General features: G+C 72.8%; 13 protein-coding genes. 1 reads left to right on the top strand and 12 read right to left on the bottom strand.

The window, feature by feature from the left end; genetic code table 11:
* The 6 genes from IEQ44_RS06185 to IEQ44_RS06160 all read right to left on the bottom strand — a co-directional run.
* Positions 1–503, bottom strand: a 503-nt coding sequence (locus tag IEQ44_RS06185; protein ID WP_193637581.1) for an NAD(P)/FAD-dependent oxidoreductase, incomplete at its 3' end; no start/stop codon positions are given.
* A gap of 144 nt (positions 504–647) precedes the next feature.
* Positions 648–1,433 carry a hypothetical protein gene (locus tag IEQ44_RS06180; RefSeq protein WP_193637556.1) on the bottom strand — a complete coding sequence of 262 codons (786 nt, stop codon included), beginning with the start codon at positions 1,431–1,433 and terminating at the stop codon, positions 648–650.
* The gene (gene sigM, locus IEQ44_RS06175) at positions 1,430–2,131 is read right to left on the bottom strand and encodes an RNA polymerase sigma factor SigM (RefSeq protein ID WP_193637555.1); all 702 of its coding nucleotides are present in this window, start codon (positions 2,129–2,131) and stop codon (positions 1,430–1,432) included. The genes IEQ44_RS06180 and sigM overlap by 4 nt, the downstream gene beginning before the upstream one ends.
* Complete coding sequence (locus IEQ44_RS06170; RefSeq protein ID WP_193637554.1) at positions 2,128–4,002, bottom strand: protein kinase family protein; 1,875 nt, start codon at positions 4,000–4,002, stop codon at positions 2,128–2,130. The genes sigM and IEQ44_RS06170 overlap by 4 nt, the downstream gene beginning before the upstream one ends.
* Before the next feature lie 60 nt (positions 4,003–4,062).
* Positions 4,063–5,799, bottom strand: coding sequence for a murein biosynthesis integral membrane protein MurJ (gene murJ, locus IEQ44_RS06165; protein WP_227486985.1), 1,737 nt, complete (start codon positions 5,797–5,799; stop codon positions 4,063–4,065).
* Positions 5,796–8,057 carry a DUF6049 family protein gene (locus IEQ44_RS06160; RefSeq protein ID WP_193637553.1) on the bottom strand — a complete coding sequence of 754 codons (2,262 nt, stop codon included), beginning with the start codon at positions 8,055–8,057 and terminating at the stop codon, positions 5,796–5,798. Before IEQ44_RS06160 ends, murJ begins: the two co-directional genes overlap by 4 nt.
* A gap of 123 nt (positions 8,058–8,180) precedes the next feature.
* Here IEQ44_RS06160 and IEQ44_RS06155 point away from each other — a divergent pair, with 123 nt between their 5' ends.
* Complete coding sequence (locus IEQ44_RS06155; protein ID WP_193637579.1) at positions 8,181–9,611, top strand: CCA tRNA nucleotidyltransferase; 1,431 nt, start codon at positions 8,181–8,183, stop codon at positions 9,609–9,611.
* A 35-nt stretch (positions 9,612–9,646) separates the two neighbouring features.
* On the opposite strand, the gene IEQ44_RS06150 is transcribed toward IEQ44_RS06155, so the two are convergent.
* Genes IEQ44_RS06150 through IEQ44_RS06125 form a run of 6 tightly spaced genes read right to left on the bottom strand, consistent with a single transcriptional unit; the run spans position 9,647 to position 15,098 of the window.
* Positions 9,647–10,264 carry a hypothetical protein gene (locus IEQ44_RS06150; protein WP_193637552.1) on the bottom strand — a complete coding sequence of 206 codons (618 nt, stop codon included), beginning with the start codon at positions 10,262–10,264 and terminating at the stop codon, positions 9,647–9,649.
* Complete coding sequence (locus tag IEQ44_RS06145) at positions 10,261–10,842, bottom strand: hypothetical protein (RefSeq protein WP_193637551.1); 582 nt, start codon at positions 10,840–10,842, stop codon at positions 10,261–10,263. Before IEQ44_RS06145 ends, IEQ44_RS06150 begins: the two co-directional genes overlap by 4 nt.
* Positions 10,839–12,158, bottom strand: coding sequence for a hypothetical protein (locus tag IEQ44_RS06140; RefSeq protein ID WP_193637550.1), 1,320 nt, complete (start codon positions 12,156–12,158; stop codon positions 10,839–10,841). The genes IEQ44_RS06145 and IEQ44_RS06140 overlap by 4 nt, the downstream gene beginning before the upstream one ends.
* A complete protein-coding gene (locus IEQ44_RS06135) occupies positions 12,155–13,438 on the bottom strand; it encodes a hypothetical protein (RefSeq protein ID WP_193637549.1) in 1,284 nt (427 codons plus the stop codon). The genes IEQ44_RS06140 and IEQ44_RS06135 overlap by 4 nt, the downstream gene beginning before the upstream one ends.
* A complete protein-coding gene (locus IEQ44_RS06130; protein WP_193637548.1) occupies positions 13,435–14,799 on the bottom strand; it encodes a WXG100 family type VII secretion target in 1,365 nt (454 codons plus the stop codon). The genes IEQ44_RS06135 and IEQ44_RS06130 overlap by 4 nt, the downstream gene beginning before the upstream one ends.
* Positions 14,796–15,098, bottom strand: a complete 303-nt coding sequence (locus IEQ44_RS06125; RefSeq protein WP_193637547.1) for a hypothetical protein — start codon at positions 15,096–15,098, stop codon at positions 14,796–14,798. Before IEQ44_RS06125 ends, IEQ44_RS06130 begins: the two co-directional genes overlap by 4 nt.
* Positions 15,099–15,231 lie beyond the last annotated feature (133 nt).

Below are 15,231 nucleotides of genomic sequence, written 5' to 3'. Positions count from 1 at the left end.
CGGGTGAGGAAGGTGGCCTCCTCGACGGCGGAGTCACCACCGCCGACGACCGCGATCACCTTGTCGCGGAAGAAGAAGCCGTCGCAGGTGGCGCACCACGAGACGCCGCGGCCGGAGAGCTCGTCCTCACGGGGCAGCCCGAGCTTGCGGTAGGCCGACCCGGTCGCCAGGATCACCGAGCGCGCGGTGTAGGTCTGGTCGTAGGTCTTCACGACCTTCACGTCACCGGTCAGGTCGACCTCGACGACGTCGTCGGTCACCAGCTCGGCGCCGAAGCGCTCGGCCTGGGCCCGCATCTCGTCCATCAGGGCCGGGCCCATGATGCCGTCGCGGAAGCCCGGGAAGTTCTCCACCTCGGTGGTGTTCATCAGGGCGCCACCCGCGGTGACGGAGCCCTCGAAGACCAGCGGCGCCAGGTTGGCGCGGGCGGCGTAGACGGCGGCGGTGTAGCCGGAGGGGCCGGAGCCGATGATGATGACGTTGCGCGGCTGGGTCTCGCTCATGGCGACGGTGACTCCTGAGGTGTCGGGAGATTGAGGGCTGCCGACCGCGGCGCGGTCGCACGACTGCACAACCGATCCTAGGTGCTGGCTGTTCCCGAGGTCCCCGAGTGCCGCGGGTCGTTCATCCGTTGTTCAGGGGGCTGCTCACCGGTCGGAGTCGAGCACCAGGCGCGCTGCCACGGTGCTCTCCCCGTCGGCGCAGGTGACGACGCGGACGACCGTGCCCGCCGCGCTCCGTCGGGTCACCAGGGTCGCCGGCTCACCGTCGAAGGTGGCCGCCTCCCGCGTGCCCGGGCCGGGCCAGGCACACCCTCCCGAGGCGGGGAAGCGGTGGGTGGAGCGCCGCTGCGGACGCGCGCTCAGCTGCCCGTCCGCCTCCGGCGGCACCTCCGAGGCGGCCCCTCCCGACGTCGGGACCGGTGCCTCGAGCTCGTCGACCACGGCGCGCGCCGCGAGGTGGGCCTCCAGCTGCTCCGCGAGACCCTCCCGGGTCAGCACGACAGGGTTGCCCGCCTGCCCGCCCGGGGTCGACGGTGACGGGGAGGCCTGGCTGGTGCGATCGCGGGGGTCCACCTGGTCGGCGACGCTGACGTCGGAGTCGCCGGAGCCCCCGCCGATCAGGTCAGGCAGGGCCGCGCTCGCCGCGACCACCACTGCGGCTGCGGCGGCCGCACCCAACCACGTACGCCTGCGCCTGCGGGCCGAGGCGAGGTCGACGACCGCGCCCGTGGAGGCGGGTGCGTCCTGCACGCCCGAGGTCGTCGCCTCGCGCTCGGCCACCAGCCCGGCGAGCACGTCGTCGATCCGCGCGGCCACGTCGGCGGGCACGGGCTCGTCGACGCGGGCGTCGGCGAGCAGCGCGCGCACCTCCTCGTCGCGCGCCTCCTCGACCGACTCGTCGATCGGGTCGTCCGGCAGGTCGCGGCTCACGGGGTGGCACCTCCTTCAGGGGCGGGCGGGGGCGTGGGGGCTGCTGGAGATCTGACGTCGGGCGGCGGCGCGGGGTTCCCCGGCGGCGGTGGGCGGGGCGGCTCCACCCCGGCGTCGAGCAGGAGCGTCCTCAGCTTGGCGCGACCGCGGGCGCAGCGCGACTTCACGGTGCCGGTCGGGCAGCCCAGGACCTTCGCGGCCTCGGCGACGGAGAAGCCCTCCATGTCGACCAGCACCAGGGCGGCCCGGTGCTCGGGCGGCAGCGCGGCGAGGGCGGCGACGACGCGGCGGCGCTGCTCGGAGCGTACGACCGTCTCGGCGGGGTCCTGCGCCTCGCCGCCGGCGCCGGTCGCGGCCGGCGTCATGCGGTCGACGTCGTCGGGCAGCGGCTGGGCGGCCCGCACCTTCTGGTGGCGGATGCGGTCGAGGCAGGCGTTGACCACGATCCGGTGCAACCACGTGGTCACCGACGACTGGCCGCGGAAGGAGGCGGCCCGGCGGAAGGCGGAGACCAGGGCGTCCTGCAGCGCGTCGTCGGCGTCCTCGCGGTTGCCGGCGGTGCGCAGGGCGACCGCCCAGAGCCGGTCGCGGTGGCGCCCCACGAGGGTGGCGAAGGCGTCGGGGTCGCCGGCCACGTGGGCGGCGAGGAGCTCGGCGTCGGTGCGGGTGTCGGGGTCCGGCGAGCCCGGACCGCTCACCGCAGCACCTCGACCTCGGCGACCTCCCCGCGGAAGCCGTCCGCGCCCAGCGGCACCCGGGTCAGCCAGACCACGACGTGGCTGCCGCTCACGTCGTCGAGGTCGACGGTGATCACGTCGTTGCCGGTGCCGGCCCCTGCGGGCTCGAGGCCGGAGAGGTCGGTGGGCGCGCCGTCGGTGACGTAGACCTGGGCGGCGGTGTCGCCGCCGCGCACGGTGATCCGGACCCGGCGCACGTCCTGGCTGCCCCCGAGGTCGAGCACCAGGCCGACGCCGGACTTGAGGCCGCCGGGGCCGAACTGCTGCGCGTAGGTCTGGGTGCCCCACGCGGTGGCGGGGTCGCCGTCGACGGCGAGCGGGGCGTCCTCGGGATACTCCTCCGGCGGGTCGCCCTCCGGGTCGAAGTCGGTGGCGGTGGCCGCCACCGCGGTGGTGGGCTCACCGGTCGGGGTGGCGGCGGGGATCTCGTCGTCGGCCGGGGGCGGGTCGTCGTTGGCCCCGAGCCCGAGCTGGTAGGCGGCCACCACGGCCAGGAGCACCAGCGCGGCGATGCCCACGATCCACGCCAGCCGCATCCACGTACGTCCGGGCACCGGCTCCGCCACGGGCGGCACGAAGCCCGAACCGGTCAGCGACGAGGGGTGGCCGGTGTCCCAGGGCCAGTAGTCGTCGGAGCGCGGGGGCGTGGGGGGCGTGTGGGTGCGGTGACGCCACCCGGCCCCGTTCTCGCCCTCCGGGGCGAAGAGGGGACGCTCCTCGGGCTGCTCGAACTCCGGCGGCGGCGCGGGCTTGTGGGCCCGGGCGCGCATCCACTCCACGTCGTCGACGTCGCCGTCGTGGAAGACCGGCATGCCGGCCTCGGTGGGCACCTCCACGGGGTCGACGGCGGGGGTCTCCCCGGTCTCCACCTCGGGCTCCGCCCGGTCGTCGGGACGGGGGTGGGCGTCCGCCCGGGCGGTGAGGTCGTCGCCGGCGATCGCGACGGTCTGCTCCGCGGCGGGCACGGGGGGCATCACCGGCACCACGCCGCGACGGGCCGTCCCGGCCCCGGCCTCCGGCGGCACCTGGGCGCCGGGGTCACCGAGGAACTCCAGCAGGGCGTCGCGCACCCCGTCGGGGGTGGTCAGGTCGTGCTCGTCGCGGTGGCCCAGCATCGCGCCGAGGCCCAGGGAGCGCGAGTGCTGTCCGCCGAGCAGCATCTCGTCGCAGATCCGGTCGAGGGGCCGCGGGATCCCGGCGCGCACCTGCCGGGGGCGCAGCACGGTGCCGTCGTGCTCGGTGGGTGCAGCGGGCACGACGGAGGCACCCGGGCCCGGCCAGCGGCCCGTCAGGCAGGCGTACAGCAGGGAGGCGAGGTGGGTGACGTCCTCCTCCGGGCGCATCGTCGGCACGCCGTGCAGGGCCGCGTCGACCGCGAGACCGATGATGCGCACCTCGCCGTGCTCGTCGAGGAGCACGTGCTCGGGCACGAGGTGGTCGTGGGAGACGCCGGCGGCGTGGGCGCGGGCGATGGTGTCGGCGACCTCGGCCACCACCCAGGCGGCCTGCTGGGGGAGCATCGGCTCCTCGGCCAGCACGAGGTCGAGCGACTCGCCCTGGCCCCACTCGTTGACGACGAAGGCGAGCGAGTCGGTGGTGTCGGCGTCGAGCACGCGCAGGTTGCGCCGGTCGTCGAGCACCGCGGCGCGGCGGGCCGCGTCCATGAGCGTGGTGGCGCGATCGTTGTCGGCGCCGAGGAGGTGGACGGCGACCGGTCGGTGCAGCACCTCGTCGTGGGCACACCAGAACCACCCGCCCTCGGTCTCGCCGAGGAGGTCCACCATCCGGTAACGCCCGGCCAGGACGTCACCGGCTCGGATCGAGGCTGACACGTCCCTCCAGGTCTCGTGGTCCGGGCAGCGGTGCCCCTTCCGGGTCATCCTAGGCCCGGATCACCGCCCGGGCAGGCGCCGACGCACGGAGGTGAGCAGAGGTCCGAGCAGTTCGGTCAGCTCGCGGATGTGCAGGAGTCGGGCCAGGGCGAGGAAGAGCCCCAGGTGCACCACGCCCACCACGGCACCGCGCACGAAGGAGGTGGCCGGCGTGGGCACCGCGTCGGAACCGCCCAGCAGCCACCACACCCCCCACGACACCGCGGAGGCCACCGCGGTGACGAGCCCGATCCGCACGGCGAAGCGGAGCATCCGCGGCCCGTCCAGGCCACCGAGGGCTCGGCGGAGCACCAGCCAGCTGACCCCCGCACCGCAGGCGTACGCACTCGCGTACGCCGCAGCGAGCGCCGCGGGTCCGTGGCCGGCGGGCGCGAGGGCGGTGAAGACGAGCGCGGCGGTGATGTTGACCCCCGCCACCACGAGCTGGATGAGGAAGACCGTGCGGGTCCGCTCGAGCGCGTAGAAGCCCCGCAGCATGAAGTAGTGGACGGTGAAGAAGACCAGTGCCACGCCGAAGAACGCCAACGCCCCGGCGTAGGCGGAGGCCTCGCCCTTCGACGCGCCGTAGCCGTAGAGCACGTTGGCCACGTCGGTGCCCAGGATCGGCAGCACCGCCGCGAAGGGCAGCACCATCAGCAGGGCGGTGCGCAGCGTCGAGGTCAGCGTGCGGCCCAAAGAGCGACCGTCGTGCTCCGCGGCGAAGGCCGACAGGCGCGGCAGCAGGGCGGTGACCAGCGACACCGTGATCACCCCGTGCGGCAGCAGCGTGATCATGTAGGCGTTGGAGTAGACGAACTGACCGGCCTCGCCACTGGCGGTGCCGTCGGAGAGCAGCCGCACGACCACGACGTAGGCGACCTGGTTGACCACCACGAAGAGCACGGTCCAGATGCCCAGGCGCAGCGTGTGGCCCAGGCCGGTGCCGCGGAAGTCGAAGCGCGGGCGGAAGCGGTAGCCCGCCCGCCGCAGGAACGGCAGCAGCACCAGCAGCTGCACCGCGATCCCCACCGTGGAGCCCAGGCCGAGCAGGGCCATCTGGCCGTCGGTGAAGTGACCGTCGGCGACGAGCCCGGCCACCGGACCGTAGGTGAACAGGTAGGTGGCGAGCACGCCGACGGCGATCAGGTTGTTGGCGATCGGCGCCCACATCATCGGCCCGAAGCTGCCGCGGGCGTTGAGCACCTGCCCCACGAGCGTGAACATCCCGTAGAAGAAGACCTGCGGCAGGCACCAGCGGGCCAGCGTGATGACGGAGTCCAGGGCCACCGCCAGGTCGTCGTCGAACCACTTGCCGTCGAGCACCACCCGCATCAGCAGCGGGGCGAAGACCACCAGCAGCACCGTGACGGTGCCGAGGAAGAGCAACCCGAGCGTGATGATCCGGTGGGTGTAGGCCTCGCCGCCGTCGGGGTCGTTCTTCAACGCCCGCACCAGCTGGGGCACCAGCACCGCGTTGAAGACGCCGCCGGCCAGCAGGATGTAGAGCATGTTGGGGATCGTGTTGGCGACGGTGTAGCCGTCGGCCGCGATCGTGGCGCTGCCCAGCGCCGCGGCGAGCAGCACCGAGCGGATCAGCCCGGAGAAGCGGGAGAAGAGGGTGCCGACCGCCATCAGGGCGCTCGAGGCGAGGATGCCCTGCATCGCGGTGCGCGAGCGGCCCGGGGCGATCTCGTCCATGGGCTCGGCCATCGCCTCGTCGGTCTGGGCGTCGGTCGACGCGTCGGGGCGATCGGTCATGCCTGCTCCGCCTCGCCGGTGGCAGCAGCGGGGCCCGGTGCCGGCTCAGGAGCGGCGTCCAACCGCTTGCCCCGGACCGAGAGCCCGCGGCGGAACCACCGGACCGCGATCGCGCCGAAGAGCACGACGCCGCCGACGCCCATGATCAGCCACAGCAGTCCGCCGACCTGGGAGGCACGCACCTGCACCGAGAGCTCACCGCCGAGGGGCCGGCCCCGTTCGTCGGCGAGGCGCAGGGTGAGCGACTGGACGCCCTCGCGGCTCGCGGAGGTCTGGAGCAGCATCCGGCGCCGCGACTGGGGCGCGATCGCCACCGGGTTGGGCACCTCCACGGAGATCTCCGAGGCGGGATCGACCTCGACGTTGACCGTCACCGGCACCGCGAGGTCGTTGGTCAGGGTCGTGCCGATGGTGCCGGAGTCGCCCGAGAGGGTCGCCGAGGCCGGGCCGCTGATGGTGATCGCGCCGAGCAGGTCCTCGACCTGGTCACGCCCCGCCTCGATCCGGGCGGCCGCGTCCTCCGGGTGGCGCCGCGTGTGGTGCGAGAGCTCGGTCAGGGCGACGTCGCGCACCTGCGCGTCGAAGCCCGCCGGGTTGGTCAGCACCGACTCCAGCAGCGCGGCCCGTCGCACCCACTGGACCGCCGAGCGCACCGTGGTCGCGGGCACGTGGGCGTCGCGCCCGTCCGCAGCGGGGGAGACCAGCGAGCGGGCCCCGAGCGTGGGTCCCTGGGCGGCGCGGACCAGGGTGGTGACGCCCTGGAGACGGAAGCGGGGTCCCGACAGCAGGTCGAGCAGCGGCCCGGCGCCGTCGGTCATCTCCCACTCCCGGGGAGGCGTGACGACGAGCGGGTTCGGGTCGCCGGTCACGTCGCGCAGCGCCGCCTCGGCCGCGACGCGCTGGCGTACGCCCACGGGCGTGCCGGGCGACTCGGGGCCGGGACCGCCCGCAGCGACGCCCGCGGAGGTGGCGGCGAACCGCCGACCCAGAAGGGTGCCCGCTGTGGGGCTGGGGCCCTCGTCCTCGACGAGGCCCGACTCGGCCAGCAGGACGAGGCCGTCGGGCGCGGCCGCCTCCACGGCACCACGGGAGAGCTGTCCGTCGGGCGGGGCGATGGTGGGGGTGGCGTCGATCCCGAGCGCCTCGAGCACCTGCTCGGAGCGGGTCCAGGCGTCGTCGACCAGCTGGGGTCGGGTCTCGGCGACCGTCGTGACGTCGATGTCGCCGTAGGGCAGGCTCAACACCTCCGCGTCGGCCATGACGTCGGTGAAGTCGTCGAGCCACGTGGTGGCGGCCTCGGTGAGCGCGTCGGTGGCGGGCTCCTCGTTGGCGGTGGCCTCCTCGCCGGGCGTGGGCATCACCGGGGCGGTGGTCTCGTCGGGCGCGAGCTCGTCCTCCGGCTGGGGGGACTCGGAGGGCTCGGTGGGCAGGGCCTCGACGGTGCGGGCCGGGTTGCCGGCCGCCAGTCGGGCGACCGCGTGCGGCACGGCCGGGTCGAGCAGCCAGGTGACGGGTTGGCCCTCGAGGTCGCGGGCCGTCTCGAGCACGGCGCCCAGCTCACCGTCGGGGGCCAGCAGCGCCGCCCAGTCACCGGTGCCGTCGACCTGCCCGTCGGCGGTGTGCTCCACCGGGAGACGGATCGGCAGCACCACGGCCGTGGGCAGGCGCGAGGTCGCCCGGTCGGCCACCGGCAGGAAGGTGCGCGCCCGGCCGTCGGTGAAGACGTCGCGCGGCTGGGTCTCGGTGACGCCCCGCGCGTGCACGCCCACCCAGTAGACGCCGGGCGAGCTGCCCAGCCGTTCGCGTGGGATCCGGGTGGTGAAGGAGGCCGAGGCGCCGGGAGCCAGCTCGTCGATCTTGTGGATCGCCGCGACGTCGGTGAGCCGGTCGCCCACGTAGGCGTCGTCGGGCAGGGCGGCGGCCGCGTTGAGGGTCGCGGTGTCGGTGATCGGGAAGGCGCTGCGGAAGGGTGCCAGGTTGATCTCGGTCCAGGTCTCGTCGCTGGCGTTGGTGACGGTGCCCGAGAGGGTCACCGCGCCGCCGCCGGTCAGCACGGCGGGGCTCATCTCCTCGATCCGCACCGTCAACGGGTCGGCGGTCTCGACCTCGACCGCGGCCACGGGCGTACGCCCTGCGACGACCCCGGTGACGGGCACGGCGGCAGCCGAAAGGCTGGCACCGGTCGCGGTGCCCGCGCCCAGCAGCCCCAGCGAGACCACGAGCGCGCACGCGGACGTCATCGGAGAGCGGCGGAGCACGGCTCGACTCTAGTTGCCACCACCCCGGTGCGCCGGGAGGCCTCGCGACGACGGTGGGACCCGTGCCGACGTGGCCTAGACTGGCTCCTCGTGTCCGACGCCGCCCTGCCCCCCGCCCCGACCATGGTGGAGATCCAGGCCCGCGTGGGCGCCGAGCTCGACCGGATCGGTGAGATCATCGACCCCTTGGGTGAGCGTTTCTCCGCTGCCGGGCACGAGCTCCACCTCGTCGGCGGCCCGGTGCGCGACGCGATGCTCGGTCGTCTGCAGAACGACCTCGACTTCACCACCTCCGCGCGACCCGACGAGACCGAGCGGTTGCTGAAGGGGTGGGCCGACGCCACCTGGGACATGGGTCGTGCGTTCGGCACGATCGGCTGCCGCAAGGGCGACTGGCAGGTCGAGATCACCACCTACCGCGCCGAGTCCTACGACCCCGACTCCCGCAAGCCCGAGGTCGACTTCGGCGACTCGCTCGCCGGCGACCTGGGACGACGCGACTTCACCGTCAACGCGATGGCGGTGAAGGTGCCCGAGCGGGCCTTCGAGGACCCCCACGGCGGTGTCGTCGACCTCGCGCACCGCGTGCTGCGTACGCCCGGGCGTCCGGAGGACTCCTTCTCCGACGACCCGCTGCGCATGATGCGCGCTGCCCGCTTCGCCGCCCAGCTCGGCTTCGACGTGGCCCCCGAGGTGGTCGAGGCGATGCGCGCGATGGCCTCGCGCATCGAGATCATCTCCGCCGAGCGCGTGCGCGACGAGCTGGTCAAGCTCATCTGCGCCCCCTGGCCGCGTCGGGGTCTGACGCTCCTGGTCGAGACCGGACTGGCCGAGCTGGTGCTGCCCGAGCTGCCGGCGCTGGCGCTGGAGCGCGACGAGCACCACCGCCACAAGGACGTCTACGAGCACACGCTCACCGTGCTCGAGCAGACCATCGACCAGGAGGAGCGTCTCGGGGGCGGCCCCGACTTCGTCGCCCGCTTCGCGGCGCTGATGCACGACGTCGGCAAGCCGCGCACCCGCAAGTTCCTCGACGACGGCACCGTCACCTTCCACCACCACGACGTGGTCGGCGCCAAGATCACCCGCAAGCGGATGAAGGCGCTGCGCTTCTCCAACGACGAGATCGACGCCGTGGGCCAGCTCGTCGAGCTGCACCTGCGCTTCCACGGCTACGGTTCGGGGGAGTGGACCGACTCCGCCGTGCGCCGCTACGTGCGCGACGCCGGCGACCAGCTCGAGCGGCTCCACGTGCTGACCCGGGCGGACTGCACCACCCGCAACGCGCGCAAGGCGGCGCGCCTGCGACGGACGTACGACGACCTCGAGGCCCGCATCGCCGTGCTCGCCGAGCAGGAGGAGATGGCCGCCGTGCGGCCCGACCTCGACGGCACCCAGATCATGGAGATCCTCGGGATCCCGCCGGGCCGCGAGGTCGGCGAGGCCTACAAGTTCCTGCTGGAGCTGCGCCTGGACGAGGGACCGCAGAGCCCCGAGGCCGCGGAGGCCGCGCTGCGTGAGTGGTGGGCCGCCCGGCAGACCGACCCGGCCTGATCCACCGGCCAGATCCACCGGCCCGGGCCGCCCGCTCAGCCGGACGGCGTCGGCGTCTCGGTGCGGTGCAGCGTCGAGGTGATGGCGTCGAAGAGCACCACCAGCTCGTCGGCGATCGGGTCGGTGACGGTCGCGTAGTTGAGCAGCAGGTAGTCGTCGGGCCCGGTGGCCAACACGTAGTCGAGGTGGGTCTCCCACGCCTCCATGTCGGCAGGCGTGCCCTCGGGCAGCTCCATCGGCGCGCGGCGACGGCGTCGCAGGCCGTGCAGCCCGGCGATCTCGACCTGTTCGTTCTCCAGCACCCCGACGGCGTTGCCGAAGACCTGCGCCAGACCAGACTTCATCTCCTCGTCGGTCGGGAGCGTCAGCTCGGTGACCACGAGGGAGGCCGAGACCGGCACACCGCGGATCGGTTCGACGAGGCTGTGCACGGCAGCGGCGCCCTGCTTGCGCGCCTGCTCGACCTGGGCCATCAGCGTCTGCTCGACCTCGATGCGCGCCTTGACCAGCTCGTCACGGTGCTTGTCACGGACCAGCCGCGCACCGACCGCATGCACGGCCGCACGCGACTTCTCGGGGTCGGTCGGCACGGTGACCCATCCGGGCGGGAGCATGATCTGCCAGCTGTCGGCGGTCCTGGTCGTGCGGTTCACAGTCCACTCACCCCCTCGGCGAGCTGCGCCAGTGCCTCGGGCACCTCGCGGCCCGCCATCAGGTCGTCGGTGTAGGCGTCGAGGATGGCGACCAGTCCTCGGTCGGGGCGCATCCACAGCACGCAGCTGCGTTCGTGGACGACGCGCTCCGCCCCGGAGTGGTCGACCGGGCGGTAGCGGAGGAAGGTGGCCGGGCCCGACTCGGTCGTCAGGTCGCGGACCTCCGGTTCCTGGTAGACCTCGTCCTCCTCGCGCAGCAGGCGTTCGATCACTGCCTCCACCGTCTCCTCGCCGGGTGGCAGCGCGAGCCCCTGCAGGGTGGCGTGCGCCAGCGGCGAGAGGTCGTCATCGGCACGCAGGAAGAGCCAGGCTGCGACGAGCACCGAATCCCCCTCTGCCTCCGCCTCCTGCTGGGCCTGTCGGAACCGCGCCGCCATGCCGGCCACGCCGCTCGCCACCAGCTCCGCGTGCCTCGTGCGCGGATACTCCTGGGCCAGGCGCGCGGCGTACTCGTCGGCGTCCGCCTCGAGATCCAGCGGCAGCCAGCGGGAAAGCCCGCCGATCACCAGGTCGGTCATCGTTCTCCTCCTGTGTTTCGTGCTGCTGAGGGGTCGGCCGGTCGGCCTTGGCTCCTTGACCAGTGCGACAGGGTCCAGGTGGCGCGGATGGCGAGCGCCTGGAGCGCCAGCCAGGGCAGCAGCGTCACGAGCCCGAGGGGGAAGTCGACTGCCGCCAGGATCACGCAGCCGAGACCGAGGAGGAACAGGGCGAGGTAGGGGAGACAGGGGACCACGACGCTCCCGTCGCTGGCGTTCTCGTAGTCGTCGGTGATCACGTACGGAGCTGTGACGTCGAGCTCGGCGGCCATGTAGTCGATCAGTCGACTGTCGTGCATCGGGCTCTCGCGGACCCCGATGCCGAGGTCGCGCAGGCCCCGGAGCAGGACCTCGAGGCTGGGGCCCCACACGGAGGGCTGGAGTCCCACGAAGGCCCGGCCTTGGTGGTCCTCGAAGATGAGGTGGTCGGGGCCGACGACGACTTGGGTGATGCCGCCCGCTTCCGGGCCGGGCAGCCACCGTTCCTGGTGGGCTGCGCGGATGACGATGTCGCGGGGTCCGAGCTGGACCTCGGTCCGGGCCAGGAACTTGGTCGTGAGCTCGGCAGGGGGTTGGGGGCGGATGACCTGGCGTCCGTCGGCGGGGGTGGGGGTGGTGACGAGGTGGAGCCAATGGCGGCGTCGGGCGTGGAACTGCCACACCAAGACTGTGACGAGGGCGAATGCGAGGGCGGCTGCCGGCCATCGCAGGGGGGAGTCCTCGCCGGCCGCGGGGAGCACCAGGAACGATGCGACCCAGGCGGCCAGCCCGAGTGCGCTGGTCCAGCGGCGGTTGTGGCGTGGGTCGCGCAGGGGCAGCAGGTCGCGTTGACGCAGCCTGCGGGCGAGGCGGACCTCGGTGGGGTCAGCCGGCTCGACGAACAGACCGAGCCCGTCGGCGAAGGCATCCAGACCGTTGATCGCCCGGAAGGTCGCATCGTCGGGGAAGCGGGCTGTCGAGCCCAGGTCGACGAGGTTGAACGCCGCCACGCACCGACTCTCGGACATCAGCAGCACCAGACCGCGTCGCGCGTGGGGCGTGAAGCGACGTTCGCGGATCTGGTCGGCTGCGGCGACCGCCACCTTGGTCACCTCGCCGGGAGCCGCCACCTCGAACGGATCGATGCCGGGGCGGCGCATCATCACCGCTCCGCGTTCGTCCACCCAGATCCGGGTCTCACGGGCGTCAGGGATCGCCAGTCCGCCGAAGAGGCCTGCCCGCAGCACGGGCTCGCGTGCCGGGGCAGGGGCCATGGACGGCTGCCGACGGGATGGCTTGCCGCTTCCCACGTCGGTCATCGGACTCCTCCTGTCTTTCGTGCTGCTGAAGGGTCGGCCGGTCGGCCTTGGCTCTTTGACCAGTGCGACAGGGTCCAGGTGGCGCGGATGGCGAGCGCTTGGAGCGCCAGCCAGGGCAGCAGCGGCACGAGCCCGAGGGGGAAGTCGACTGCCGCCAGGACCACACACGCGATGGCGAGGACGATTAGCGCGACGTAGGGAAGCATGGGGGCCACGTTGCTGTCGTCGCTGGCGTTCTCGTAGTCGTTGGTAATCACGTAACTCTGGGTGGCGTCCAACTCGGTGGCCATGTAGTCGATCCTCCGAGAGTCGGGCAACGAGCTCTCGCGGACCTCGACGCCGACGTCATGCAGGCTGCGGAGGATGTCGTCGAGGCTGGCGCCCCACACCGAGGGTTGGAGTCCCACGAGGCCCCGGCCCCGGTGGTCCTCGAGGACGAGGTGTCGCGGGCCGACGACGGCGTGGGTGACGCCTCCCGCGGCCGGACCGGGCAGCCACCTCTCCTGGTCGGCGGCGCGGACCACGATGTCGCGGGGTCCGACCTGCACCTCGGTCTGCGCCATGAACGCGGTTGCAAACTCTGCCGGGGGCTGTGGGCGCACGACCCGGCGGCCGTCGGCAGGTGGCGGTGTGGTGACCAGGTGCAGCCAGTGGCGCCGGCGGGCGTGGAAACGCCACACCAACGGTGTGACGACGGCACACGCCGCCAGCACTGTCAGCCACCCCAGTGCCGAGGACCCGGAATCAATGGCGGGGAGCGCCAGGAAGCACACGACACAGGCCAAGACCCCCCACCACGTCGGCCAGCGAGGGTTCTGGCGTGGGTCGCGCAGGGGCAGCAGGTGGCGTTGACGCAGCCTGCGAGCGCGGCGGACCTCGGCTGGGTCGGCCGGCTCGACGAAGAGACCGAGCCCGTCGGCGAAGGCATCCAGACCGTTGATCGCCCGGAAGGTCGCATCGTCGGGGAAGGGCGGGGGCGATCCGCTGCCCAGGTCCCTGAGGTTGAAGGCCGCCACGCACCGGCTCTGCGACATGAGCAGCACGAGTCCGCGATTGGCCCACGGGACGAAATGTCGCTCGTTGACCTGGGTGGCGTCGGCGACGGCCACCTTGGTGATCTCGTTGGGGGCCGCCACCTCGGTCGGATCGATGCCGGGGCGGCGCATCATCACCGCTCCGCGTTCGTCCACCCAGATCCGGGTCTCACGGGCATCGGGGATCGCCAGTCCGCCGAACTGGCCCGGTCTGAGCACGGGCTCGCGTGCCGGGGCAGGCGTCATCGACCGGCGACCGTGACGCGCCAGTGCGCCGTCTCCATCTCGTCCTTCACCGCTCCGCTGACCGACCAGCCCGCCAGGTCGCCGGCGGAGTCGGCCGACACCCCCGTGTTGATGAGGTTCCACCGGATGGCAGGACCGAGGGCGTCGCGCAGGCCGTCCAGGTTCTGAGTGATCTTGGAGACGTTGACGCCCGGGAGGGTGAGGTCGTCGAGGGCCGCGATTTGGGCGCGCATGGTGGCCATGTCCTTGTCGAGCACCCTGAGGCGCGCTCCCCAGCCGACCTTGAGGTTGGCGATCTCGTCGATCTGTCGGATGGCGGGGGCGGCCAGACCGCGGATGCGGAACTCGTCGAAGCCGCGGATCAGGCGCCCGGCGATGCCCTGGCCGCCCTTGAACCGCAGAATGAAGCGCGGGAGGGGGGTCATCCGCGCTGCCGCCGAGCTCCTCGCAGCGGTGCGGAGTGCGGCGAAGGTGCGGCCCAGTGCCCCTTTCTGTCGACCGAGGCTGAACACCGCGCGCCCGCCGACGACCGCGAGACCGATGCCCACGACGTCCCACCCGACGTCGGCCCAGGTGTGGTCCCCGGCCTCGCTGAGGACCAACATCGTTCGTGTGCCGGCCAAGATCGCTGCCGCGGCTATCCCGGCGACGAAGAGTCCCGCAACCAGCCAGGCGGGTGCGGTGAAGCAGAGGGCCACCACAAGCCCGATGGCGGCGATGGCGACGGCTGCGATCTCGAGCGCCTTGATGACGAGCTCGAAGGCGCCGAGGTTCTTGCGGACGAAGTCGTCCTTGAACCAGTGGTCCTTGAAGGAGTCGGAGGCTGCGCGGATCTTCCTGGCGCAGGTCGAGGCGGCCGTGGCGAGGTTGCTCATGGCGTCGTTGACCTTGCCCTCGGCGGCGTTGAGGGCCGTGAGGGCGTTGGCGTGTCGACGGTTCTGGCGCTCGGCGTCGTCGATCTGTTGGTCGGTGGGTTCGGTGACGCCGGCGAGGGGGTCGCCTTCGTTGGCGCGGCGTCGGGCGTCGGCTTCCTCGGCGTCGTCGAGGGCGCGTTTGGTTTCCTCGCGGGCGGTCTCGACGGCGAGGGCGTAGGTGCGCAGGGCCTCGCCGGCGTCCTCGTACTTGGTGGCGGCCTTGTCGAGGTCCTTGACGCGGTCGTCGGCGGACTCGGCGAAGGTCTCTGCTGCGTCGCCGCGCCACCCGTCGAGGCGGGAGAGACGGGTCAGGGCGCCGTGGGCCTCGCGCAGGTCTTCGCCGCGTTTCTCGTACGTGCGGGCGACGCGGTTGACGTCGTACTCACTGGCGGGCACGGGGTCGCTGTCGCGGCCCACGAGGTGCCAGTTGCCGTGGCGGCGGGTCACTGCTCACCCTCCAAAGCCTCGCGCACCGCCTTGGCCAGGTCGGCGTCGGCCTCACCGAAGGTCTCCGACGCCTTGATGGCCATCTCGCTGATCGCCTCCAAGGACTCGGCGAGGGCCTCGCGCTTGTCGTCCCAGTCGTTGGCGAAGTCGCCGAGCGCGTCGACCACCGTCTGGTGGGCCACCTCGTCGACGCCGACGTCAGAGAGTTGGCCGTCGTTGCGCAACTCCTGGGAGAGGGTCTTCAACTCCGTGCCGAGTTGATCGAGATCCGTCCGCGCGTAGGCAAGGTCGTCTGACACAGCTGTTCCCCCTCGTGACCGGCTGAGCGTCGCGATGCTCGCCACCGAGAGGCGAGCAGGGTGCATGCTACCTATCGGCGACACCATTCAAACCTGCCGGAGCCGGGCGGTTTCGGTCTCGGTGGTGGTGGGT

Origin of the sequence: Nocardioides malaquae (assembly GCF_015070385.1) — a bacterium.
GTDB lineage: Bacteria > Actinomycetota > Actinomycetes > Propionibacteriales > Nocardioidaceae > Nocardioides > Nocardioides malaquae.
The sequence above is the reverse complement of the archived record's forward strand: the minus strand, read 5'-3'. Positions and strand labels throughout refer to the sequence as shown.